At 60.9% G+C, this 22,559-nt stretch carries 28 protein-coding genes, 1 tRNA gene, 1 other RNA gene and 2 pseudogenes; 21 read left to right on the forward strand and 11 right to left on the reverse strand.

Features of this window, described 5'->3' with window-relative positions; all coding sequences use genetic code 11:
• The first annotated feature begins 283 nt into the window (after positions 1–283).
• The 3 genes from GWK36_RS07305 (at position 284) to GWK36_RS07315 (ending at position 1,834) form a co-directional block, all read left to right on the forward strand.
• On the forward strand, positions 284–988 hold the full coding sequence (locus tag GWK36_RS07305; protein WP_246237816.1) for an IS5 family transposase: 705 nt from the start codon (positions 284–286) through the stop codon (positions 986–988).
• Between the two features lie 166 nt (positions 989–1,154).
• The gene (locus tag GWK36_RS07310) at positions 1,155–1,388 is read left to right on the forward strand and encodes a hypothetical protein (RefSeq protein ID WP_166270583.1); all 234 of its coding nucleotides are present in this window, start codon (positions 1,155–1,157) and stop codon (positions 1,386–1,388) included.
• 131 nt (positions 1,389–1,519) lie between these two features.
• A complete protein-coding gene (locus tag GWK36_RS07315; protein ID WP_246237818.1) occupies positions 1,520–1,834 on the forward strand; it encodes an NADH-quinone oxidoreductase subunit C in 315 nt (104 codons plus the stop codon).
• On the opposite strand, the pseudogene tnpA reads toward GWK36_RS07315, so the two are convergent.
• Positions 1,765–1,947, reverse strand: a pseudogene (tnpA, locus tag GWK36_RS07320) (IS200/IS605 family transposase); the annotation flags it as partial. The gene GWK36_RS07315 and the pseudogene tnpA overlap by 70 nt on opposite strands.
• 24 nt (positions 1,948–1,971) lie before the next feature.
• On the opposite strand from tnpA, the gene GWK36_RS07325 reads away from it, so the two are divergent.
• Positions 1,972–3,126 (forward strand): RNA-guided endonuclease InsQ/TnpB family protein, encoded by a 1,155-nt coding sequence (locus GWK36_RS07325; RefSeq protein ID WP_166270585.1) that lies wholly within the window; start codon positions 1,972–1,974, stop codon positions 3,124–3,126.
• 122 nt (positions 3,127–3,248) lie between these two features.
• Here the strand turns inward: GWK36_RS07325 and GWK36_RS15860 are convergent, their stop codons facing one another.
• Positions 3,249–3,554: a hypothetical protein gene (locus tag GWK36_RS15860; protein WP_343033160.1), complete on the reverse strand. Its 306-nt coding sequence runs from the start codon at positions 3,552–3,554 to the stop codon at positions 3,249–3,251.
• Between the two features lie 11 nt (positions 3,555–3,565).
• Here GWK36_RS15860 and GWK36_RS07330 point away from each other — a divergent pair, with 11 nt between their 5' ends.
• The 5 genes from GWK36_RS07330 (at position 3,566) to GWK36_RS07350 (ending at position 7,877) form a co-directional block, all read left to right on the forward strand.
• Positions 3,566–4,411 (forward strand): hydrogenase large subunit, encoded by an 846-nt coding sequence (locus GWK36_RS07330; RefSeq protein ID WP_343033161.1) that lies wholly within the window; start codon positions 3,566–3,568, stop codon positions 4,409–4,411.
• Between the two features lie 51 nt (positions 4,412–4,462).
• Complete coding sequence (rsxD, locus tag GWK36_RS07335; protein WP_166270586.1) at positions 4,463–5,503, forward strand: electron transport complex subunit RsxD; 1,041 nt, start codon at positions 4,463–4,465, stop codon at positions 5,501–5,503.
• Positions 5,500–6,156, forward strand: coding sequence for an electron transport complex subunit RsxG (gene rsxG / locus GWK36_RS07340; RefSeq protein ID WP_166270587.1), 657 nt, complete (start codon positions 5,500–5,502; stop codon positions 6,154–6,156). The genes rsxD and rsxG overlap by 4 nt, the downstream gene beginning before the upstream one ends.
• A complete protein-coding gene (locus tag GWK36_RS07345) occupies positions 6,156–6,872 on the forward strand; it encodes an electron transport complex subunit E (RefSeq protein WP_166270588.1) in 717 nt (238 codons plus the stop codon). The genes rsxG and GWK36_RS07345 overlap by 1 nt, the downstream gene beginning before the upstream one ends.
• A gap of 114 nt (positions 6,873–6,986) precedes the next feature.
• On the forward strand, positions 6,987–7,877 hold the full coding sequence (locus GWK36_RS07350) for a phosphoribulokinase (protein WP_166270589.1): 891 nt from the start codon (positions 6,987–6,989) through the stop codon (positions 7,875–7,877).
• Between the two features lie 151 nt (positions 7,878–8,028).
• Here GWK36_RS07350 and GWK36_RS07355 read toward each other — a convergent pair whose 3' ends face one another.
• Together GWK36_RS07355 and GWK36_RS07360 are read right to left on the reverse strand one after the other, a co-directional pair.
• Positions 8,029–8,631 carry a hypothetical protein gene (locus GWK36_RS07355; RefSeq protein ID WP_166270590.1) on the reverse strand — a complete coding sequence of 201 codons (603 nt, stop codon included), beginning with the start codon at positions 8,629–8,631 and terminating at the stop codon, positions 8,029–8,031.
• Between the two features lie 163 nt (positions 8,632–8,794).
• Positions 8,795–9,136, reverse strand: coding sequence for a hypothetical protein (locus GWK36_RS07360; protein ID WP_246237486.1), 342 nt, complete (start codon positions 9,134–9,136; stop codon positions 8,795–8,797).
• Between the two features lie 138 nt (positions 9,137–9,274).
• Here GWK36_RS07360 and GWK36_RS07365 point away from each other — a divergent pair, with 138 nt between their 5' ends.
• The gene (locus GWK36_RS07365; RefSeq protein WP_166270591.1) at positions 9,275–9,742 is read left to right on the forward strand and encodes an acyl-CoA thioesterase; all 468 of its coding nucleotides are present in this window, start codon (positions 9,275–9,277) and stop codon (positions 9,740–9,742) included.
• Here GWK36_RS07365 and GWK36_RS07370 read toward each other — a convergent pair.
• Complete coding sequence (locus GWK36_RS07370) at positions 9,684–10,046, reverse strand: acyl-CoA thioesterase (protein ID WP_166270592.1); 363 nt, start codon at positions 10,044–10,046, stop codon at positions 9,684–9,686. The two genes, GWK36_RS07365 and GWK36_RS07370, sit on opposite strands and share 59 nt — an antisense overlap.
• Positions 10,047–10,096: 50 nt before the next feature.
• Positions 10,097–10,972 (reverse strand): annotated as a pseudogene (locus tag GWK36_RS07375) (IS630 family transposase); the annotation flags it as partial.
• A gap of 195 nt (positions 10,973–11,167) precedes the next feature.
• Between GWK36_RS07375 and ffs the strand changes: the two are divergent.
• The 8 genes from ffs to minE all read left to right on the forward strand — a co-directional run bounded on the left by ffs (position 11,168) and on the right by minE (position 16,393).
• Positions 11,168–11,264, forward strand: an RNA gene (gene ffs, locus GWK36_RS07380) — signal recognition particle sRNA small type.
• Positions 11,265–11,376: 112 nt separating this feature from the next.
• Entirely contained in the window at positions 11,377–12,966 is a 1,590-nt protein-coding gene (gene dnaX, locus GWK36_RS07385) for a DNA polymerase III subunit gamma/tau (protein WP_166270594.1), read from the forward strand.
• A 73-nt stretch (positions 12,967–13,039) separates the two neighbouring features.
• Entirely contained in the window at positions 13,040–13,363 is a 324-nt protein-coding gene (locus tag GWK36_RS07390) for a YbaB/EbfC family nucleoid-associated protein (protein WP_166270595.1), read from the forward strand.
• Positions 13,364–13,367: 4 nt separating this feature from the next.
• On the forward strand, positions 13,368–13,964 hold the full coding sequence (gene recR, locus GWK36_RS07395) for a recombination mediator RecR (RefSeq protein ID WP_166270596.1): 597 nt from the start codon (positions 13,368–13,370) through the stop codon (positions 13,962–13,964).
• 55 nt (positions 13,965–14,019) lie between these two features.
• Positions 14,020–14,364 carry a histidine triad nucleotide-binding protein gene (locus tag GWK36_RS07400; protein ID WP_166270597.1) on the forward strand — a complete coding sequence of 115 codons (345 nt, stop codon included), beginning with the start codon at positions 14,020–14,022 and terminating at the stop codon, positions 14,362–14,364.
• 118 nt (positions 14,365–14,482) lie between these two features.
• Positions 14,483–15,259: a septum site-determining protein MinC gene (gene minC / locus GWK36_RS07405; protein ID WP_166270598.1), complete on the forward strand. Its 777-nt coding sequence runs from the start codon at positions 14,483–14,485 to the stop codon at positions 15,257–15,259.
• Positions 15,260–15,304: 45 nt separating this feature from the next.
• Positions 15,305–16,114, forward strand: coding sequence for a septum site-determining protein MinD (minD, locus tag GWK36_RS07410; RefSeq protein ID WP_166270599.1), 810 nt, complete (start codon positions 15,305–15,307; stop codon positions 16,112–16,114).
• 3 nt (positions 16,115–16,117) lie between these two features.
• Positions 16,118–16,393, forward strand: a complete 276-nt coding sequence (gene minE / locus GWK36_RS07415) for a cell division topological specificity factor MinE (RefSeq protein WP_166270600.1) — start codon at positions 16,118–16,120, stop codon at positions 16,391–16,393.
• 194 nt (positions 16,394–16,587) lie between these two features.
• Here the strand turns inward: minE and GWK36_RS07420 are convergent.
• A tRNA-Ala gene (locus GWK36_RS07420) sits at positions 16,588–16,663 on the reverse strand.
• Between the two features lie 324 nt (positions 16,664–16,987).
• Here GWK36_RS07420 and folD point away from each other — a divergent pair.
• Both folD and GWK36_RS07430 read left to right on the forward strand, forming a co-directional pair.
• The gene (gene folD / locus GWK36_RS07425; RefSeq protein ID WP_166270601.1) at positions 16,988–17,845 is read left to right on the forward strand and encodes a bifunctional methylenetetrahydrofolate dehydrogenase/methenyltetrahydrofolate cyclohydrolase FolD; all 858 of its coding nucleotides are present in this window, start codon (positions 16,988–16,990) and stop codon (positions 17,843–17,845) included.
• A 23-nt stretch (positions 17,846–17,868) separates the two neighbouring features.
• Complete coding sequence (locus GWK36_RS07430; RefSeq protein WP_166270602.1) at positions 17,869–18,309, forward strand: PGPGW domain-containing protein; 441 nt, start codon at positions 17,869–17,871, stop codon at positions 18,307–18,309.
• Positions 18,310–18,314: 5 nt separating this feature from the next.
• Here GWK36_RS07430 and GWK36_RS07435 read toward each other — a convergent pair whose 3' ends face one another.
• Entirely contained in the window at positions 18,315–18,860 is a 546-nt protein-coding gene (locus GWK36_RS07435) for a glutathione peroxidase (RefSeq protein WP_166270603.1), read from the reverse strand.
• Positions 18,861–18,989: 129 nt separating this feature from the next.
• Between GWK36_RS07435 and GWK36_RS07440 the strand changes: the two genes are divergently transcribed.
• The gene (locus tag GWK36_RS07440; protein WP_166270604.1) at positions 18,990–19,733 is read left to right on the forward strand and encodes a ferredoxin--NADP reductase; all 744 of its coding nucleotides are present in this window, start codon (positions 18,990–18,992) and stop codon (positions 19,731–19,733) included.
• On the opposite strand, the gene msbA is transcribed toward GWK36_RS07440, so the two are convergent.
• Genes msbA through GWK36_RS07455 form a run of 3 tightly spaced genes read right to left on the reverse strand, consistent with a single transcriptional unit; the run spans position 19,678 to position 22,531 of the window.
• Positions 19,678–21,480, reverse strand: coding sequence for a lipid A export permease/ATP-binding protein MsbA (msbA, locus tag GWK36_RS07445; protein WP_166270605.1), 1,803 nt, complete (start codon positions 21,478–21,480; stop codon positions 19,678–19,680). The genes GWK36_RS07440 and msbA overlap by 56 nt on opposite strands.
• A complete protein-coding gene (locus tag GWK36_RS07450; protein WP_166270606.1) occupies positions 21,477–21,905 on the reverse strand; it encodes an ExbD/TolR family protein in 429 nt (142 codons plus the stop codon). Before GWK36_RS07450 ends, msbA begins: the two co-directional genes overlap by 4 nt.
• Positions 21,902–22,531: a MotA/TolQ/ExbB proton channel family protein gene (locus GWK36_RS07455; RefSeq protein ID WP_166270607.1), complete on the reverse strand. Its 630-nt coding sequence runs from the start codon at positions 22,529–22,531 to the stop codon at positions 21,902–21,904. The genes GWK36_RS07450 and GWK36_RS07455 overlap by 4 nt, the downstream gene beginning before the upstream one ends.
• Positions 22,532–22,559: the final 28 nt, after the last annotated feature.

The raw sequence follows: 22,559 nt of genomic DNA on the forward strand, positions 1-22,559 counted from the left end.
GCGCTGCCCCGTATCTCAGTGAACTCTCTGGATGCCGTTCTGACTTTTTGGCCGGCATGACCGCGCCGAAATGATGGTTATAGGTTGATTCGGTATTTCTCTAGGTCCTCTTCTCAATCGTGCGCATAGTGCTATGTCATATGCAAGCGAGGTTGCATAAATCGTTCACAGTCACTGACATGGCGAGGGGCTGTTCACAGTGGGTGAAGTCTGGTCATATCCTGACTTTTGCGCAGGAGTCAGGATGGAGCGGAAGATGTTATGAGATGAGCGGTGGGCACGCATTGAGCAGCTGTTACCGGGGAAGAAGAGCGATCCGGGTTGCACAGCGAGGGACAACCGGCGCGTTGTCGAAGCCGTGCTCTGGATCATGCGCACCGGCTGTCTGTGGCGCGATTTGCCAGCCGAGCTGGGCCACTGGCACCGGACATATGTGCGTTTCTCGCGCTGGCGCGAGAAAGGTGTTTGGGAGCGCGTGGCCGCCGCACTGCAAGGCGATGCCGACATGGAGCATCTGTTCATCGACTCGACCATCGTGTGCGCCCACTCACATTCTGCTGGCGCCCCAAAAAAAGCGGGCCAACAGGAAATCGGTCGCTTGCGGGGCGGGTTGACGACCAAACTGCACGTTGCGGTGGATGCCTTGGGCAATCCGCTGCGCGTCATTCTCTCGGCAGGGCAGGTCGCCGACATCGAGCAGGCCGCGGCGTTGATCCAGGACCAACCGACCGAGTGCGTCATTGCCGACAAGGGTTACGACTCGGATGCCCTTGTCGAAACGGTGACCGCACAGGGCAGCCAGGCGGTCATCCCCCCACGCTCCAACCGACTCAATCCGCGCTCGTTCAACCGGCATCTCTACAAAAACCGCAATCTGATCAAGCGCTTCTTCTGTCGCATCCAGCAATTCAGACGCATCGCCACGCGCTACGACAAGCTCGCCTCGTCTTCCCTGTCGTTCGTTTATCTGGCTTGCACCATCGCCTGATTGACTTGATTGAGAATACACCCTAGCAACCTCGCATGTCCGGGCAGCAGGCCGAATGACCGCGCCGTTTTGCATCGCTAGGAGGTTATTTTATATATTGATAAGAAACACATACTTTTGAAATTGAGTGAGCTGTCCAGATGTCGTGGGCATGGAAAGACGAGACATGAGATTGCTGTCGTTTGCGGCGTGCGAAGAGCGGCGGCGTGGCTGGAGGTATGAAGCGATAGGCGCGCAGAGGGGATTGTTGGGCGCAGGGGTGTTCGACATCTGCAAACGCTATGGGCGCGAAGGGGCCCAAGGGCAAGGGGGGTGGGCGCAAGGTGGGCGAGAAGCGGGCGCTGTTGGCGGAGCAGGACGCCCAGATACGCAAGCTCATCGCACTCCCAGCCCTGGTTGAGCGAATATCTGACGCAGCTTGCAGCAGCGGGAGTCGAGGTCAAGGACAGCAACCCCAGGGCCCTGGCTCCTGCCTGGCGTCTGCCGCTCGCCCCTGAGCATTGGGGCCAAGCCGCCCAGGTGGCCCAGGCAATGGGTCTGCGCCATGCGGGTCTATGGGCCGATGTGCGCGATGGCGAGGATGAGTCTGAAGCGATCGAGGTCTATGCCTGTCTCGAACAAGCGGGCCAATATCTGGTGTTGGTCACCCAGGTGCCGCTCGCCGAACCCAGGCTTAGCTCACATAGCCATTGCTATCCCGGGGTCAATCGGCTGGAACGCCATGCCCATGACCTGACCGGACTCGACTGGCTCGATCAGCCAGACAATCGGCGTGCGCCTTTGAGGCTGTTCACGAGGCTGGAGACGGCAACCTTGGGCGGGTACTCTACCAACAGGTGGACATGATCGTCCTCGCCGTCCATCTTGATCAGTTGTGCTTCAAAATCCGTGCAGACGTTGGTGAAGATCGTTCGCAGTTGTGCGATGGCATCGCCGTTGAACACATTGCGGCGATGGTCATCGACCAAGAGACTGATTGAGCTATGCAACGGCTTCAAGCCTTCAAATTTGAGTTGAAGCCCAACGGCGATCAGGCGCGCGACCTGCGCCGCTTCGCGGGGTCGTGCCGCTTCGTCTACAACCGGGCGCTGGCGTTGCAACAGGAGCGGTACGCGACCGGCGAAAAGAAGCTTGGCTATTTTGGACTGAGCAAGCTACTTACCGAGTGGCGCAACAGCACGGAGACGGCGTGGCTGGCTGATGTCCCGGTTCATCCCTTGCGGCAGTCTCTCAAGGATCTGGACCAGGCCTACGCCAACTTTTTCGCCAAGCGCGCGGACGCGCCGCGCTTCAAGAAGAAAGGGCAATCCGACAGTTTCCGTTACTCCGATTCGGAAAAAATCAAACTCGACCAGGCCAACAGCCGTATCTTCCTGCCGAAACTTGGCTGGCTGAGGTATCGCAACAGCCGTGAGGTGCTTGGCGTGGTGAAGAACGTCACCGTGAGCCAGTCCGGCGGCAAGTGGTTCGTGAGTATCCAGACCGAGCGCGAGGTAGAGCGGCCCATCCCGCAGGGTGGCGCAGTTGGCATCGACATGGGCATTGTCCGCTTCGCCACCTTGAGCGACGGGACGGTCTACGCCCCGCTCAATAGTTTCAAGCGGCATGAGACGCGCTTGCGCAAGGCGCAACAGGCGCTCTCCCGCAAGGTGAAATTCAGCAACAACTGGAAGAAGGCGAAAGCCAGAGTCCAGCGCATTCATTCCCGCATCCGTAATGCCCGCCGCGACTTCCTACATAAGACCTCGACCGCGATCAGCAAAAACCACGCGATGGTGTGTATCGAGGACTTGCAGGTAGGGAACATGACCAAGTCGGCGGCTGGGACAATCGAACAGCCGGGCAGAAACGTTCGGGGCAAGTCTGGCCTAAACAAGTCCATTCTCGACCAGGGCTGGTTTGAGTTTCGCCGGCAACTGGACTACAAGCTGGCATGGCGGGGTGGCTGGCTCATTGCCGTGCCGCCGCAGAACACAAGCCGCACCTGCCCGTGCTGCGGCCATGTGTCGGCGGACAACCGCCAGACGCAAGATCGGTTCGAGTGCGTGGAATGCGGTTTTGAGGAAAACGCCGATGTGGTCGGCGCGATCAATGTGCTAAGGGCGGGACACGGCAGACGCTTCTGTCGGGATGTGTGATGAGCATGTCAGCCCGGATGGCCTGTGGATCGAGCCGCGCTGGCGGCCGGAAGCAGGAACCCACCGAAGCGGTTCAGGAGCGCTTCAATACCACTCCTGAGCGCCGTTGGAATCCCCGGCCTTCAGGCCGGGGAGGATGTCAATTTCCACTGCTCGGTGAATCTGTCTGCCGTACCCCGGCCGATGTCGATTACCCCTTTCTCTCTGTTCAGAGTCCGGGTGTGTTTGAGATCCCGGTCGGGACAATACACGCCGGGATCATCGAACCCGGTCATTTTCGCTTTCATGCGGCAGGCGAGGATGTGTTGCGGCTCGAGGAGCGGCTCGACTATGTGCATAAGGGGATCGAGAAACTCGCGGTTGGTCACGATCCGCAGGGATTGGTGCGGCTTGCCAGCCGGGTCTCTGGTGATTCCACGGTTACCCATGCCTGGGCGGCTTGTCAGGCGATCGAGCGCGCGCTGGGCTGCGAGCCCCCCCGCGGGCGCTGTTGGCTGAACGCGAGCGCATCGTCAATCATCTCTGGGACATCGGGGCGATCTGTAATGACGTCGGCTTTGCCTTTGCCCAGGTACAGGGCGCGCGCCTGCGTGAGCAGTGGCTGCGGCGCAATCAGGCGCTATTCGGCCATCGCCTGCTGATGGATCGGCTTGTACCAGGTGGGGTAGTATGCGATCTCTCAAACGAGGGGTTTCAGCGTCTGCGTCAGGATCACGCCGCCCTCCGCCAGGCGATCGAACCAGTTTTCGATGTGATCGAGGATTATCACTCGCTCGATGACCGGCTGATCGGTACGGGTATCCTCTCTGAGGCCGATGCGCACGCCCTGGGTTGTACTGGCCATGTCGGCAAGGCGAGCGTCCTTGGCTGCGATGTCCGCCGTGATTGTCCCTATCCGCCCTATGACCGGTTGCGGGTCGAGGTGCCCGTGCAGCAGGAAGGAGACGTGGCAGCGCGGGTGCGGGTGCGCATCCAGGAGGTCCGCAACAGCCTCTGGTTGCTCGATCGACTGCTCGATGAGCTCCTGGGAGGAGAGATCACCGTGCCTCTCCCCGAGCCAAGGGGTCTGGCAGCTGCTGGTCTAGGGATCGTCGAGGGCTGGCGCGGGGAGATCCTCTGCTTTGTGCGTTTCGATCGCGCAGGACGCATCGCCCGCTATTTCCCGCGCGACCCGAGTTGGTTTACCTGGCCTGCGCTTGAGCGTCTGATCCTTGGCAACATCGTCCCTGACTTTCCAGTGTGCAATAAGTCAGTCAACGCATCCTATGCTGGGCATGACCTTTAACAACCAATTGGGGTGCGCCGACCGGATTCGAGTCACCCAAAGGCATTATCCATGACCCAACCGATCATCTCCTCCCCTCATGTCCCACGCATCAACCGGGTCAATCGGGTCATGGCCGAGGTCCTGGTGGGTCTGATCCCCGGGGTCGTCGCTCTGACCTGGGTCTTTGGTTGGGGCACCCTGATCAATATCGCCTTGGCGTCTTTGTTTGCGGTCATGGCCGAATCAGCGGTGATGTTGCTTCGCCGCCGCTCGCCTTGGGTCGCGCTGCGCGATCTCAGCGCCCTGGTGACGGCCGCGCTCTTTGCCATCGCCGTACCTCCCTCTCTCCCTTGGTGGTTGACCCTTTTGGGCATCGTGTTTGCCATCGTCATCGTCAAACAGCTGTATGGGGGGCTTGGCTATAACTCATTCAATCCGGCGATGGCGGCCTATGTGTTTCTGTTGATCTCTTATCCAGTGGCCATGACCGCCTGGATAGCCCCTGAGGGTCTTGGGAGCGACCGTCTAGGTTTTGCCGATTCGTTACAGCTGATCCTAACCGGTACCCTCCCCCAGGGCCTTCATTGGGACGCCATCTCCTCGGCCACCCCGCTTGACCATCTGCGCGGCAGGCTCGATCTCGGCCATACCATCGACCAGATCGCCCAAGGGCCGACCTGGGGTATCCTCGGCGGCCATGGCTGGGAATGGGTCAATCTCGGCTTTCTCATCGGCGGCATTTATCTGCTTGCCCGGCGGATCATCACCTGGCATGTCCCGATCGCGTTGTTGATCGGTCTGGCCGCACTCTCGACACTCTTTTGGGCGTTCGCCCCCCAAACCCATGCCAGCCCTTGGTTTCATCTGTTTAGTGGCGCCACCATGCTCGGTGCCTTTTTTATTGCCACCGACCCGGTGACCGGCTGTACCACGCAGCGCGGCCAGATCATCTTTGGTGCCTGTATCGGGGCCATCGTCTATATCATCCGTACTTGGGGCGGCTATCCAGACGCCATCGCCTTTGCCGTCTTGTTGATGAATATCGCCGCCCCTATGATCGATTATTACACCCAGCCTCGGGTCTTTGGTCATGGGAGCATGCGCCTATGAAATCCAAGATACGATCCATTTTTTTATCCAGCGCCGTGCTCGGTGGCTTTGCCGTCTCTGGTGTGACCATCGTTGCCTTGACCCACGGATCAGTAGATGGACGCATCGCTGCTAACCAATATCAGGCGATGAGACGCCAGCTCGATGCCATTTTGCCGATCGGCGAGATCACCAATGATCCACTGGCCGATCGCATCCAGGTAAGCGACCCCCAGCGACTGGGGGCACCTACAAGCTGGGTTTATCGCGCCCGCCGCAGCGATCAGCCTGCGGCACTGATCATCGAATCAGTGGTTCCGGATGGTTATGCGGGTCCGATCAAGCTCCTGATTTCGGTCCTTGCGGATGGGACACTCGGCGGGGTGCGGGTGCTCTCGCATCACGAGACCCCGGGGCTTGGGGATAAGATCGAGGAGACCAAGTCGGACTGGATCCTCGGCTTTACGGGTAAATCATTGACCAATCCCCCGCTCGATCAATGGGCGGTCAAGCGCGATGGCGGTGCCTTCGATCAGTTTACCGGAGCTACCATCACCCCGCGCTCGGTGGTCAAGGCGGTGCGCGATACCCTGATCTATGTTCAACAGCAGGGGCCCTCGCTCTATGCCCTACCTCAATCCAAACAGCCGATCGCCGCTAGAGGTCAGGGCTGATGTCTGCACCCCTTGCACCCCAGCAGATCCTAAAGACGGGCCTTTGGACCAACAACCAGATGTTGGTCGCCCTATTGGGTCTTTGTCCACTCTTGGCGACCACTACCTCGGCGACAAATGGCCTGGGGATGGGGTTGGCAACCACTGCGGTCCTGGTGTGCTCGAACGGCACGGTCTCGCTGATCCGCCATCTGGTGCGCCCCGAGATCCGCATCCCTGTCTTCGTCCTGGTCATTGCCTCGTTCGTGACCCTGGTCGAGCTTTTGATGCAGGCCTTTTTCTATGAACTGTATCGGGTATTGGGTCTATTCATCGCCCTGATCGTGGTCAATTGCATCATCATCGGACGCGCCGAGGCGTTCGCCTCCAAGAACCGCCTCGAGGGTGCCCTGTTGGATGGTCTAGCGGTTGGTCTGGGCGCGACCCTGGTCTTGACGACCCTAGGGGGCCTGCGCGAGCTCATCGGCCAAGGGACCCTGTTTGCTCAAGCCGATCTCTTACTCGGCGACTGGGCGCGGGTGCTGTCTTTAAACCTCGGTTCTGGCTTTCAGGGGGCGCTCATCGCTATCCTGCCGCCTGGCGCATTCATCGGTTTGGGGCTCATGATCGCCCTCAAAAACCTCATCGATGAGCAGATCAAACGCCGCCGGTCTCATCCCGCCCCCGCTCAGCCTCAAACTGTTCCCATCGCCCCCGCCGAGGTTCCACGCGCTTGATCCTGCAAGCCGAGCCTGGGGTTCATGGTATATTAGCCAATTACCGTATAAGGGTCTGCCCCATTCCTTAGGGGCAGATCGACCAAAGACACTCGAGAGAACGGGGAGAGATTTATGTCTAAAAAGCATCCGATCATCGCTGTTACCGGCTCCTCAGGGGCCGGCACCACCACTGTCAAGCGCGCCTTCGAGCATATCTTCCGGCGCGATAAGATCAGCGCCGCGGTCATCGAGGGCGACAGCTTCCATCGCTATGATCGGGTGGCGATGAAGGCGGCCATGGCTGAAGCCTCCGCGCGCGGTGAAAACCTCAGCCATTTTGGACCGGCGGCCAATTGTTTCGACCTTCTGGAGGCGCTCTTTCGCGAATATGGTGAAAGCGGCACCGGCAAAAAACGCTATTACATCCATAGCGATGAAGAGGCGCGCGAGCACAATGCCCGCCTGGGCACGGCCCTTAAGCCGGGCGAGTTCACCCCTTGGGAAGACCTGCCAGCGCATACCGACCTGCTGTTCTATGAGGGTCTGCATGGCCTAGTCGTGACCGAGGAATATCACGTCGCCCGATATGTGGATCTCGGGATCGGGGTCGTTCCCATCATCAACCTGGAATGGATCCAGAAGATCCAGCGCGACAACCTCGAACGCGGCTATTCTGCCGAGGCCATCGTCGATACCATCCTGCGGCGCATGCCTGATTATGTTCGTTATATCACACCCCAGTTCTCGCTGACCGACATCAACTTCCAGCGCGTACCCACGGTCGATACCTCGAATCCCTTCATCGCCCGCGACATCCCGACCCCAGACGAGAGCTTTGTCATCATCCGCTTCCGCGATCCCAAAAAGTTCGATATCGACTTCCAGTATCTCCTGGCGATGATCCATGACTCATTCATGTCACGCCCCAATACCATCGTGGTGCCCGGCGGCAAGATGGGCTTTGCCATGGAGATCATCCTCCAACCTATCATCGAACGCATGATGGAGGCCCGTCGGGTGTAAGTCCTCCTGCGCCCACTGAGGCTTAGGTGGAGGTGGGCGCAGATGGTGCTTATCCGCTTGCGGCGACAGACCGGACAGGACCCGCTCGATACGCAGCGGCCCTTCCCATGTTCTAGAGCGAGACTGATCAGGCCCAGTACTGATTGGCCTCTTAGATCAAAACCCCCTGTCCCTTGAGTTGGCGCCGGACGATCGGATCAGTGCGATTCTTCGATGTGGCTGCCTTCATGAAGACCACCACCCGGTCGATGTCTCGGATCACCCCGAGGAGGGTCTGTTGATCCGGATACTGCCTGCTCAACGATTCGAAGGTTAATTCCATCAGTGGCTCATCGGCGCGTGCGATGCCGATCGCATAGGCGATATTGCAGGCGATGCCGGGCTGCTGATGATGAATCCGCTGGGCGAAGCGCCGCCAGACCTCGACCCATCCCTTCCATTCGATGGCCGACACATTGGACCGGCTAATGCGCAAAAACAATACGATCTTGACCAATTCGGCCTGCCAGTTCCAGGGGTTGGTGTGCGCCTGTTCGCGCCGCAAGCGTTCGATCGCGTGCCCGTGATAGTGCTGACAATGCTCGCACTGGTAATAGATCGCGAGCGCATAGGCGATCATCTCGCGTTCGAGCTCGCTTAAGGTGAACGGATCGGATTCACCTGGCGCGCCTGAAAAGGTATGCGCATGCAGCTCATTTAAGACATCATTGAATGACTGACCCTGGATCGACTCGCGGACTGACTGTTCGGCCATTGGACACCTTTGAACCTCGGTTGATGGCGGGCGCTGATGCTAAGCAGAGCCGCACCCTTTGGCAACCTGCTCGCATCACCGCTCGGCGATCTTCATGCCTTCTGCCGACCGCGCCCTTTCATCCCTGCGCTCAGGGACGCGAGGTTGGGCAGCGCAGACAGGCTCAGCCTCCCTGACAGACTGGATACAGGGTGCCTTGCCGGGAGCGCGCCGCAAGCCAACGCCAATGACGCATCAGTCGACAGTAGCGACAGGATTCATCCGGATCAAGCCAGAAATCCGGACGCAGATACAGGGCCTCAAGATGGGCAACGATGGATACCGCCAATTCTGGATGCGCCTGCTCGACATAGCGGCGAATGAGTTCGCACAGCCGGGCGGATAGGTCTCGGGGCTCGAGATGAAGCAATGACTCGCTCAGCGAAGGGGGATGGACAGAACGGTCGGGATCGGCCAGCCACCCGTGATCAGTATAGATATCAACCACAGCCTCTCTTGGCAGCATGATCTGTTCTCCTGCAAGGTTAAAGAAACGCCTGGCAGGCAAAGGCTGGCTGGGCGCAGTGGACCCTCTCTATGGCCGAGCCACAAACGAGAATTTTTCTCAAGAAATAGCAAAGGGGCTGCCCCTGGTCAAGCACCGATGGATGACAGCGTCTCACAATACAGCTTCATCGTCCGGCTGCACGATACCGATGCCGCTGGGCGATTATTCTTCGGCCATCTGTTCCGCCATGCCCAGGATGCCTTTGAATCCTTCATGGCGCATCTTGGCTGGCCGATCCCCGACTTGATCCAACGGGGCGAATGGCTGCTACCCGTCATTCATGCCGAGGCCGATTACCAACGCCCGATTCATCACGGTGAATTGATTTGGGTCGAGGTTGGGGTCGAGGAGATCAGACGGCGTTCGTTTGCCCTCGCTTATTGGTTTCGCAAGGAGGATGGGACAGAGACAGCCCAGGCCAGGACCGTCCATATCTTGATGTCAGCGGTCGGGGAGAAGGACCTTGCCTTACCTGAGGCCCTGCGCCTTGCCCTAGCTCGCCATCTCAAGGACGCAGCGGTAGGGGTGTCTTGCGCCCGTGCTCATCCAGACGCACAAAGCTGATATGGGTCGAAAAGATCGGCTCCTCGCGCCCGCTTTCCAGATCATCGGTATAGACCTGGACCTCATAGGTGACCGAGGTGCGCCCGCGCCTGCTCTCATGACAGACAAAACGCAGTACCGCACCCAGATTGACACCGCGATGGAACTCGACCCGGTCCATGCCCACAGTCACAAATCGGCAGCCTGGATAATCGCGGCTGGCCGCGATCCAGGCGATCTCATCGACCCATTTGAGCAGGCAGCCACCGAAGAGATGGCCATATTGATTGAGATGCTCGGGACGAACGACGGTATAGCTTTCCACGGCTCCTGACCTTCCGGCAAAGATAGTGATCCGAAACCAATGAACTTGTATTACGCGGTATCATGGAGCTTGGGATGCTGGAAGTAGCGCATGATGCGTTGGGGGGAATTGAGAAGGCGGCGCAGGTGGCTGACGGTCGCCTTCTTCAGATCGCCCTTGGCGCGGGAGGGCGCCTGCGCGGTGATGGTGGCCTTGAGCATCTCGTTGGGGTTCAGTGCCGGGCTATAGGGGAGGGAGGAGGCCTCGATTTGATTGGCGCATGCAGCCAGCCACGCCTTGACTGGCTTGGTGTGATGCACGCGCAGGTTGTCGAGGATGAGGAAGATCTTCTTGCCCCTGGCGTCCTTGACGAGCCGCTTCATGAAGTCGATCAGGATGTCGGCGTTCATCGCCCCCGCGAACGCCTTCCGACGCACCTTGCCGCGGTTGGTCAGCGTCGAGATCACCGACAGGCCTTCGCGACGGTGCGTGACGCGAATCTCGGACGTCTTGATCGCCGGCGCATAAGAGCGCCCGCGCACCTCGTCCGAGCGCAGCCCCGTTTCATCGCCCCAGTGGATTTCGGCGCCCTCGGCCTTGGCGCGCCGGGCAATGTCCGGGTAGGTCTCCTCAAGCCACGTCTTGCCCGCCGGCGGGCTTTGCTCATAGGCGCGCCGAATCGGTTTCTGGGGCGTCAATCCCCAGCGCGCCATGTACTTGCCCTCCCCCTGCGGCCTGAGCTCGATGCCAAAACAGCCGAGGATCAACTGCCGCACCGCCTGCCGGCTCCACAGCGCAAACGGCAGCTTCAGCTCATCCGGTGTCCCGTCGCACATGAGCTTGCGTATCTGGGCGTCCTGCTCCGCCAACAGCGCCCGCTTCTCACCCACCTTGCGCCCACCCCCCTTGTCCTTGGGCCCCTTCGCGCGCCGCAAACGACAGCAATCTCATGTCTCGTCTTTACCATGCCCACGACATCAGGACAGCTCACTCAATTTCAAAAGCATGTGTTTCTTATCAAGAATTGATTGCACATGACTGTGAGGCGCTTGGCCAAGCCGGTTTGTCTTGGCTATCCATCTTTGTTACCCTCTACGTCCTATCGAGCGGTCGCTTGGCCGCACATGTGTCGTGGCGGCCCGCGCCGGTCCCCTCACACTGCCGAGCCGTGAACCCGGTCAGGCCCGGAAGGGAGCAGCCGTAGCGGTGCAGGTAGGTGCCGGGGTGTGGCTGGTGCGGGTTGCCGCCTATCCAGGATCCTGCTGCTGCCGGCCTCGATCCAGAGACATCACGATGAAGCTGCGTGGACATGGTCCGCGCCGCGCCAAACCGTCTGGCCACAGATCCCGTCATGTCCTACCAAGCCCTGGCCCGCAAATGGCGCCCGCGTCTGTTCGATGACCTGGTCGGGCAAGAGCATGTCGTACGTGCCCTGGCCAATGCCCTCGACCGCGACCGGCTCCATCATGCCTATCTGTTCACTGGCATCCGCGGGGTCGGCAAGACGACACTCGCGCGCATCTTCGCCAAGGCGCTCAATTGCGAACAGGGGATCGGCTCGCATCCCTGTGGGATCTGTACAACCTGCCGCGAGATCGACAGCGGACGCTGCGTCGATCTACTGGAGATCGATGCCGCCTCGCGCACCAAGGTCGAACAGACCCGCGAGCTGCTGGAGAATGTCCCCTATGCCCCTGTGCGAGCGCGCTTCAAGGTGTATCTCATCGACGAGGTGCACATGTTCTCGGCGCATAGCTTCAATGCCCTGCTCAAGACCCTGGAAGAGCCGCCGCCGCATGTGAAGTTTCTGTTTGCGACCACGGACCCGCAGAAGATCCCCGTCACCGTTTTGTCGCGTTGTCTCCAATTCAACCTGCGCCGTTTGCTCCCTGCCGAGATCAGCGCGCGGCTTGCCTATGTCCTAGAACAAGAAGGCATCCCCTATGAACCGGGTGCCCTTCCCCTGATTGCCCGCGCCGCTGATGGCAGCCTGCGCGATGCCCTAAGCCTGCTCGATCAGGCGATCGCCTTTGGCGGCGGCCAGGTCGGTGAGGCCGATACCCGCACCATGTTGGGGACCATCAGCGGAGATCTGGTCTTCGCGATCGCCTGGGCCCTTGCCCAGGGCGATGGCGCGGCCTTGCTTGATCAGGTTGCCCGTGCTGCTTCCCTGACACCCGACTTCGTTGGACTGCTGCGCGAACTCATCGCCCTCTTGCACCGCCTAGCCCTGATCCAGCAGGTCCCCGCCTCCCTGGTCCCAGACGACCCTGATCGCCAGCGTCTTCAGGACCTGGCTGCTGCGATCGCTCCGGAAGACATCCAACTGTTTTATGAGATCGCGCTTCTGGGTCAGAACGATCTGATGCTGGCCCCCGATCCGCGGACTGGACTGGAGATGGTCTTGCTGCGAGCGCTAGCCTTTCGCCCTGCCGGTACCCAACCGCCGTGCGCTGCGCGACAGGATACGCCCGATATCCAACCTAGGCTCGCCCTGGCATCCAAATCGCCAGATCCGACGCCGACTCCAGGCCCTTCTACCGCACTACTGCCTCTCAAAGATATGGACGATTGGCAGCGGCTGATTGCAAATCTGGGTCTCGGTGGGATCGCCCGGGAGCTTGCTCATCACTGTGTCTTTCGCGACCATAGCGCTGGGCGGTTACGGCTCCAGCTCGACCCAAACCTCGGGCATCTACAGGTGCCAAATGCCTTGGCGCGCCTCAAAGAGGCCATCGAGCGGGCGCTTGGCACACCGGTGATACTCGATATCCAGCTCGGGACACCAGACCAAGAGACCCTGGCCCAGCGTCAGGCACGCGCTGCTGCTGCCCGTCAGCAGGCGGCGGTGGCCCGCTTGGATGCAGACCCTGTGGCCCAGGCGCTGCGAGAACAACTTGAGGCCGATTGGCGACCTGGCAGTATTCGCCCAGATGATTGACGAGCCTATATCCCATACAGGGACTCGGCTCAATACAACCAAATTCATCGATACTAAGCTTGAGGTATCAGGTATGAAGGCACTCGGTGGCCTGCTCAAACAGGCGCAAAAGATGCAGGAAGACATGCAGCAGGCGCAGGCGCGCCTAGCCCAAGAAGAGGTGACCGGCGAGGCCGGTGGTGGTCTGGTCAAGGTCACCATGAATGGCCAGCATCAAGCCAAACGGGTCGAGATCGACCCCTCTCTGCTCTCTGAGGATAAGGAGATGCTGGAAGACCTGATCACAGCGGCGATCAATGCCGCCAGCCAGCAGATCGCCGAAAAGGCCAAAGAGAGTCTCGCTGCCCTGACGGCGGGGATGCCCCTACCCCCTGGACTCAAGCTGCCCTGGTCCTAATGGGGTGAACGCGGACGCGCTGCTCGACCGTCTGATCGAGGCCCTGCGCTGTTTGCCGGGGGTAGGGCCCAAATCGGCCCGGCGCATCGCCTTCCATCTGCTGGAACGCGATCGTGCCGGGGGCATCCATCTAGCCGAAGTGTTGGCCGAGTCCATGGTCCGGATTAAGCGCTGTTCGCGCTGCCGCACCCTGACCGAACGCGAGGTCTGTGCCCTTTGCACCAATCCAGAGCGCGATGATGGCCTCCTGTGTATCGTCGAACAGCCCTCCGATATCTTGGCGATCGAGCAAGCGACCGATTACCGCGGGCGTTATTTCGTACTCGGCGGTCGGCTCTCGCCACTCGACGGTGTCGGTCCTGAGGAGCTGGGTCTGGACCTCTTGGCAAGGCGCCTGCATGATGAGCCGATCGCAGAGCTCATCCTGGCCATCAGCCCCACCGTTGAGGGGAGCGCAACGGCGCATTTCATCGGTGAGCGTGCGGCAGCACAGGGTATCCGCGTCACCCGTCTCGCCCAGGGTGTCCCCCTGGGTACGGAGCTCGAATATCTCGATGGCGGCACCCTGGCGCTCGCCTTTTCGACACGGTGTACCCTGTAAGAGACCGCATGCAGCTTAAAAGTCCGTTCAACCCTTGTTGGAAGAGCATTAGGCCATGTCAGACAACATCTTTACCAAGATCGCACGCGGCGAGATCCCTGCCGACATCGTCTATAAGGACGATGAGGTCGTCGCCTTCCGCGACATCAATCCCCAGGCGCCGACCCATCTCCTGGTGATCCCGCGCAAACCCATCCCCACGCTCGACGCTGCCGGCCCCGAAGACGCCACCCTGCTCGGCAAGCTCTTGCTCGTTGCCGCTCAGGTTGCCCGTGAATCCGGCATTGCCGAACAGGGTTATCGCACCGTGATCAATTGCAACGCTGCAGCAGGTCAGACCGTCTATCATCTGCATTTGCATGTCCTCGGCGGACGCCCATTCAATTGGCCGCCAGGCTGAGCGTTGACAACATCTTACACATGATGTGCTCATGAATCCTTATAAAGCCCTGTTCGCCACCTTAAGACCCTGACTGCCTTGATGTCAGCGGTTTGCAAGCTGGTCACAGACGCAAGACATGGCTGAGAAACCCGTTGCCCCATCCGCTAGCCCCGACCCTTTCGAGCTCAAGATGGCGAGCTTCAGCCTGCCTGTCATGCGCCTGCTCGCCGTTGACCTCGAGACCCTGCTACTGCATCTGGGGAATCGTATCGAACGTGCCCCTGATTTCTTTCGCAATACCCCGATTGTCATCGACCTGACCGCTGTCAACCAGGCCAAGGCGCCGATCGACCTGCCACAGCTGGTCAAGATGTTACGCGGTTATGGCCTGTTGCCGGTCGGGGTCAGTGGCGCCAATACTGACCAAGCGCTGGCCGCTCAGTCTATCGAGCTCGCCGTGCTGCGCGACGGTGCGGGCCGCCGCCCCAGACCAGCCGAGGAGCCCCCTGCAGGCCAGGCGGTTGCCTTACCCAATGGCCGGCGGCTGCAAACGGTGGCATCCAACTCACCGCCTCCGCCAGCTCCACCTGCCTTTACCCTGATCACCAAACCGGTGCGCTCGGGTCAGCGGATCTATGCTGAGGGTGGCGACCTGTCGATCGTCGCACCCGTCAGCTCGGGCGCCGAACTCATGGCCGATGGCAATATTCATGTCTATGGGCCGTTGCGCGGGCGCGCGCTCGCCGGCATGCGTGGCAACACCGAGGCGCGGATCTTCTGCCAGGACCTTCAGGCCGAACTCATCTCAATCGCCGGCCATTACCGGGTCAGCGAAGGAATCCCTAACGAACTGCGCGGTGTACCGGTCCAGGTCTTTCTAGACCAGCAGATCCTTCGTATCGAAAGGCTCTAAACCCAATTCAAGTGAATCGCCTCATCACCCCAAGGAGTCAACAACTTGGCAAGAATCATTGTGATCACCTCTGGCAAAGGCGGCGTCGGCAAGACCACGACCGCCGCTGCCATGTCGATGGGCCTAGCCCAGCGCGGTAAGCGTACGGTTGTTATCGATTTTGACATCGGCCTGCGTAACTTGGATCTCGTCATGGGCTGCGAGCGCCGCGTCGTTTATGACTTCATCAATGTGATCAACGGCGAAGCCAATCTCAATCAGGCCCTCATCCGCGACAAACGCTGCGATAATCTCTACATTCTCCCAGCCTCCCAGACGCGCGACAAGGATGCCCTAACCCGCGAGGGTGTGGAGCGGGTGCTCGACCAGCTCTGCGAGCACTACGATTTCATCGTCTGTGACTCGCCGGCGGGGATTGAACACGGCGCCACCATGGCCATGTATTTCGCCGATGATGCCATTGTGGTCACCAATCCCGAGGTCTCATCGGTGCGCGACTCCGACCGTATGCTGGGCATCCTGGCCAGCCGCTCCAAACGCGCCGAGGAGAACCGCGAGCCGATCCGCGAATATCTTCTCCTCACCCGCTATGATCCGGTGCGGGTGGCGCGCGGCGAGATGCTGAGCGTCGACGACGTACAAGAGATCCTATCGCTGCGTCTGCTCGGCGTGATCCCCGAATCCAAGGCGGTCCTCAATGCCTCGAACGCCGGCATCCCAGTCATTCTGGATCGCGAGAGTGACGCAGGCCAGGCCTATGGCGACATGGTTGCGCGCTATCTCGGCGAGGATATCCCGCATCGCTTCCTCCAGCCGGAAAAGAAGGGCCTACTTAGCCGTCTTTTTAAGGGGTGAGCCATGGGTCTGCTCGACTATTTCATCTCATCTCGCCCCAAGGGAAACGCCAGCCTTGCCAAGGAACGGCTACAGATCCTGGTCGCCCGCGATCGCATCGCGCGCGACAAACCATCCTATCTACCACAGCTCCAGCAAGAGATCCTCGAGGTCATCCGCAAATATGTCGAGGTCGATATGGATTCGGTCTCGGTGAACTATGAGCAGGCCGAATCACATGAGATCCTGGAGCTGAATATCATCCTACCCGAATCGGGTGTGGTGGGCGGACGCCGTTGAGGATGGGCCTCTAGCCCTAGCCCGGCGGGGGCAGAAGGCCTATCCCTCGTCGGGATGGGAGGGACGATCCTGCTGCTGGGTGCAGCCGGATCATTGAGCGCTTGATCGGTGCGCTATCCGTCACAACGGCTGGGGAGCAATTTGGCCGTCGCTGCTCCATAAAAAACCCCGCGCTAATGGCGGGGTTGGGGACTTGGTGGAGCCGAGGGGGATCGAACCCCTGACCTTCGCATTGCGAACGCGACGCTCTCCCAGCTGAGCTACGGCCCCTTGTTCCGGTCTGCTTAGACCATGGCAGTACCTAGGCTAGGCATCATATTATCTATCATCCCAGATCCTCTGACAAGGACCTGTATGTGTCCACCACCTTTGGCACTCAGGATGCCATTCTCAGCAGGTATGAGAGCATGGGTTTCTGGCCCAAGCGGTGGTGAAGGCGCTCAGGCCTCGGAGAACTTGTGCTATAGACCGTCGGGCACGCGCGCCACCGTGTCGATGGCCAGGTACTGCCAGTGCGCTGCCATGCGTCTGTTTTATGTCAGGCGCCCGACCTAGTATCATGATGGTGATTCCAGATCTCTCGATGAGACAGCTATGACCGCCGCTCTACTCGATGGCAAGGCCATCGCCGCTGCGCTCCAGGGCGAGATCAAACAACGCGCCGCCCTGTTCGCTGAACGCCAGGGACGCCCCCCAGGGCTAGCCGTGATCCTGGTGGGCGACAATCTAGCCTCCCAGGTCTATGTGCGCAACAAGCGCCGCGCCTGTGCAGAGGCCGGGTTTCATTCCGCGCTCCATGCACTGCCGGCGACGACCACCCAAGCCGAGCTATTGGAGCTGATCAACCGCTTGAACGCCGATCCCACCATCGATGGCATCCTGGTCCAGCTCCCGCTCCCCGAGGATCTAGATGAATCGGCGGTCACCGAATGCATCTGCCCGACCAAGGACGTCGATGGCTTTCACCCCGACAATGTGGGACGGCTGGTACTGCGCCGGCCCAGGCTGCGCCCCTGCACCCCCAAGGGGATCATGCGTCTCTTGGCCGAGACCGGGGCACGGCTGGAGGGGCTGGATGCGGTGGTGATCGGTCAATCCAATATCGTTGGGCGCCCGATGGCCTTGGAGCTTTTGGCCGCACGCTGCACCGTAACCATTTGCCACAGCCGTACCCGCGATCTGGCAGACAAGGCACGCAGCGCCGACATCCTGGTCGCTGCGGTCGGGCGCCCTGCCTTTGTTCCGGGCGATTGGATCAAGCGGGGCGCGATCCTGATCGATGTCGGGATCAATCGCCTGGCCGATGGTCGTCTCGTCGGGGATTTAGAGTTTGCCACCTGCGCCGAACGCGCCGCATGGATCACGCCGGTGCCCGGCGGGGTCGGGCCCATGACCATCGCCAGCCTGCTTGAAAACACCCTCGAGGCCGCCGAGTTGCACGCCGGCGCCTAAGCCTGGAGCCTGGTCTCGCCCTCATGATCGATGCGCTCTGGACCTGGATCGGCACCCATGAGTCCTTGTTGCTGGCCCTAGTCGGTCTGTCGGCCCTGATCCTGATCGCGTCCCTCTTGACCCTCCCCTTCGCGATCGCTGCGATCCCCGAGGATTATTTTGCGGCGGACCGACGCAGCAGCGGTTTTCGGGCCGGGCATCCTCTGGCATCTATCGGCCTGCGGCTCATCAAAAACGCCCTGGGGTGGCTGCTGATCCTGGCCGGGCTTGCGATGTTGGTCCTGCCCGGTCAGGGGATCCTGACCCTTTTTGTCGGCCTGATCCTGAGCGATTTCCCAGGCAAGCATGCGCTCGAACGGCGCCTTGCCGCCGATCCCCGTATCCTGGCGGCGCTGAACTGGCTGCGCCAGCGCGCTGGGCGGGCGCCATTTCGAGTACCCTCCCCAAGCGGGGACCGGGATTGAGCCTGTCACAATAGCGCTTCGATCGCCTGGATGATCTGCGGGCTATCGGGCGGGGTCTGGCTCGGATAGTGCGCGACCAACCGGCCATCGCGATCGATGAGATATTTGAAAAAGTTCCATTGCGGGTAGGGCGCACCTGCCTGGGCCAACCGCTCAAACAGTGGTGCGGCCTTGCCGGGCTTAACGCTGACCTTCTCGAACATGGGGAACTCGACGGCATAGGTCAGACGGCAAAAGTCCTGGATCTCGCGCTCACTGCCCGGTTCCTGATTGGCGAAGTTATTGGACGGAAAGCCCAGGACGACCAGACCGCGATCCTTATAGGTGCGATAGAGCCGCTCAAGTGCATCGTATTGAGGGGTAAAGCCGCAACGGCTGGCTGTATTGACGACCAAGATGACCTGACCGCGATACTGCTCGCAGAGATTGATCCGCTCATCGCTCGCCAGGCGCCGTATCTCCAGATCGAGCAAGGGCGGACAATCCTTGGGTTCGGCGACCAGGACCATCCCTACGGCCAACAGACCCACCAACCAGACCAATGGCTTCATCGCATATCTCCGTTTCAGAGGATTCTCGGTGTGCCCCTAACTGGGGCGACTGGGGCAGTATTGCAATCGTTCGGGTAAGCCCGAATCATAGGGCCTTAGATTGTCCGTTGATACAGATAGGGCAGGATCATGAACGATTGGGTCAAGGCGCAGGTCGTCGGCAAACACCGTTGGAATGAAGGTCTGCATAGCCTCCAGTTTGAGTCGGAGCCGATCGAGTTTGTTGCTGGTCAATTCATCAAGGTCGCGCTCGAGATCGCGGGTGAGCGCATCGGGCGCCCCTATTCGCTGGTCAATCCACCCGGGCAGCAACCCATTGAGATCTTTTTCAATGAGATCAGCGAAGGCCCATTGACCCCAAGACTGTCAGCGCTTGAACCGGGCGACCCCGTCTGGCTCACCCGCAAGGCGAGCGGGGTCTTCACCCTCGAAACCGTCCAGCCCGCTTCTACCCTCTGGCTCTTGGCGACGGGCACGGGTCTGGGGGTATATCTCTCGATCCTGCGCACGCCCGACCCCTGGCGGCTATTCGAGCGGGTGATCCTGGTCCACGGGGTGCGGCATGGCGCCGACCTGGCCTATGGCGAGTGTCTCGATGCGGTCGGGGCCCAGTATCCAGGCCGGTTGCTGCGCTTGAATGCGGTCAGCCGCGAGCCCTGGCCGGGGGCCTTCGCCGGGCGGATCACCGAGTTCTTGACCAGCAGCGCCCTGGAGCAACAGGCGGGCACCCTGATCGACCCCCAGACCAGCCATGTCATGCTCTGCGGCAACTCGGCGATGATCAAGGACATCAAGGCGATCTTAGAGGCGCGGGGGCTCAAACGCCATCGGCGCGATGCGCCGGGTCAGTATACGACCGAGCAGTATCACTGAATTGCAGCCGGTAGAGGTGTGCATAACGCCCCCCGCGCGCCAGGAGCTCGGCATGCCGCCCCTGTTCGACGATGCGCCCCTCGTCGAGCACCAGGATACGGTCGGCACGTTCGACGGTCGAGAGCCGGTGGGCGATGATCAGGGTAGTGCGGCGGGACATCAGGGTCTCGAGCGCGGCCTGGATATGGCGCTCGGACTCGGCATCGAGCGCCGAGGTTGCCTCGTCCAGGATCAGGATGGGGGCATCCTTGAGCATGACACGGGCGATGGCGAGCCGCTGGCGCTGGCCGCCCGAGAGTAAGACCCCACGGTCGCCGATCAGGGTCTCGAACCCCTGGGGAAGCGCCTGGATGAACTCCAGGGCATGGGCACTGGCCGCCGCCGCTGCAAGCTCGGCGCGGCTGGGCGGATGGGGGCAGCCATAGGCGATATTGTTGGCGATCGTATCATTCAACAGCATCACCTCCTGGCTGACCAAGGCGATCTGGGCGCGCAGGCTGGCCAGGGTCAACTCATGGATCGGTATGCCATCGAGCTGGATCTCGCCCTCGCTCGGGTCATAGAACCGCGGCAAGAGATTGACGAGCGTGCTCTTGCCACTGCCCGAGCGTCCGACCAAGGCCACCCGCTCGCCCGGCTCGATCAGCAGATTGATCCCGCGCAGTGCCGGCGGCTGATCCGGGGCATAGCGATGGGTGACCTGCCGATATTCGATCCGCCCCTGGGCACGGGCAATCACTCGCTGACCGGTGTCGGGCTCCACTTCGACGTCGATCAGCTCGAACAGGCTCTCTGCGGCGATAATCCCGCGCTGCAGCTGGCCATTGACCGCCGTGAGCCGCTTGACCGGCGGCAACAACAGGCCCATCGCCACCACGAACGACATGAAGGTCCCCACCGAGATGTCCTCCTTGAGCCCTTGCAGGGTGGAGAGATAGACAACGATGGCGATGGCGATGGCCGAGATAAGCTGGACGAGCGGGACGCTGGCCGCCTCGGTGGCGATCAGCTTCATCTGCAATGAGCGGGTCTTTTCGTTGATTGCCGAAAAGCGCGCTGCCTCACGCGCCTGCGCCCCGAACGCCTTGACCAGGCGATGGCCCTCGATGGCCTCCTGCGCGACCTGGGTGAGTTCCCCGACCCGCTCCTGGATGCGCCGACTGTGGCGGCGCAGGCGCTTGGTGGCATATTTAAGCGCCCCCGCCATCGTCGGCCCGATGATCAAAAAGATCAGCGCCAGCCCCGCGTTGAGATACAGCATATAGGCCATGAGCCCAAGCACGCTGAAACCGTCGCGCACCAAGGTGGTGACCGCCGAGGTCGCAGCCGTGGCCACGTTTTCGACGTTATAGGTCAGCTTGGCCAGCAATGTCCCCGCGCCCTGATGGTCGTAGAAACGCGCCGGTGCGCGCAGTAGGTGCTCGAACATCTCCTGGCGCAGGTCGGCCACCACCCTCCGCCCGACCCAGCTCAGGAAATAGGTATTCACGAAGCCCGCCACCCCGCGCACCAGAAACAGCCCGATCAATAACCAGGGCATCAGGCGCACGACCGCGGGGTCGCGCTGGACGAAGCTGCCGTCGATCAGGGGCCGCATCAGGGCGGCAAACACCGGCTCGGTGGCGGCAAAGACCAGCATGCCGGCGATCGACAGCGCAAAGACCCGCCAATAGGGACGGACATACCCGAGCAGACGCCGATAGACCTGACGCGCCCCTGTCGAGGAAAGCCCGACGCCCTGGCTCATGGGGCAGCGTCTTCCGCACGGTTGGCGGCAAAGGCGATCCGGCTCAAACCCGCTTGGCTGGCGGCATCCATCGCGCTCATCACCGCCTGGTGCGGTGTGGCGGCGTCGGCCTGGATCAGGACGGGCAGGCTGCGATCCTCGCCGCGGCGTTCGGTGAGGATCTTGACCAGGGTCGAGAGACGCGGATCGATCACCTCGCGGTCATCGATGAAAAAACGCCCGGCGCGATCGATGACAATCCGAATCATCGCCTGCTCTTGGGCAGGCACATCCTCGCCCTGGGCGTGTGGAAGCTGTACCCGCAGACGCGCATCGTCCTTGAAAGTGGTCGAGACCATAAAAAAGATCAGGAGCAAAAAGACGATGTCGATCAAAGGCGCCAGATTGATCTCGACCGGTGGGGGGCGGCGCGGGCGAAAGTTCATGCATCCACCTCGGTACTCAACTCACGTCCGCTCTGCAAGATCTCGATCAGACGCAGCGCCTCTTCCTCCATCTCCAGCGCCAAGCGGTTGACGTGGCCCTCGAAGAACCGATGGAACATCAGCGCCGGAATACCGACCGAAAGCCCAGCCGCCGTGGTGATCAGCGCCTTGGAGATCCCGCCGGCCAACACCGCCGCATTACCCACACCTGCTTGCATAATTACACCAAAGATATCGATCATCCCCAGAACCGTGCCGAGCAGCCCGAGCAGGGGCGCGATCGCGGCGATGGTCCCGAGGGTGTTGAGAAAACGCTCCAGCTCGGCTACGACATGGCGTCCAGCATCATCGATCGCCTCCTTCATCACCTCACGTGCATGCCGGCGGTTGATCAGCCCGGCGGCCAAGATTCGCCCCAAGGCAGAACCATCGCGGATGTCGAGGATCGCCGTCTCGGTCAGCCGGCCTTGCTGATCGAGTCGCCAGATCTCTTCGATCAGACCGGAAGGCATGAGCCGACTGCGGCGCAATGTCCAGGCGCGCTCGATCACGATGGCCGTGGCTAGGATCGAACAGGCCAGGATCGGCGCCATCACCCAACCGCCGGCATAGATCAGTTCAAGCATGGATCCCCCGCATGACCGACGCGGCACG

The organism is Caldichromatium japonicum (genome assembly GCF_011290485.1).
GTDB lineage: Bacteria > Pseudomonadota > Gammaproteobacteria > Chromatiales > Chromatiaceae > Thermochromatium > Thermochromatium japonicum.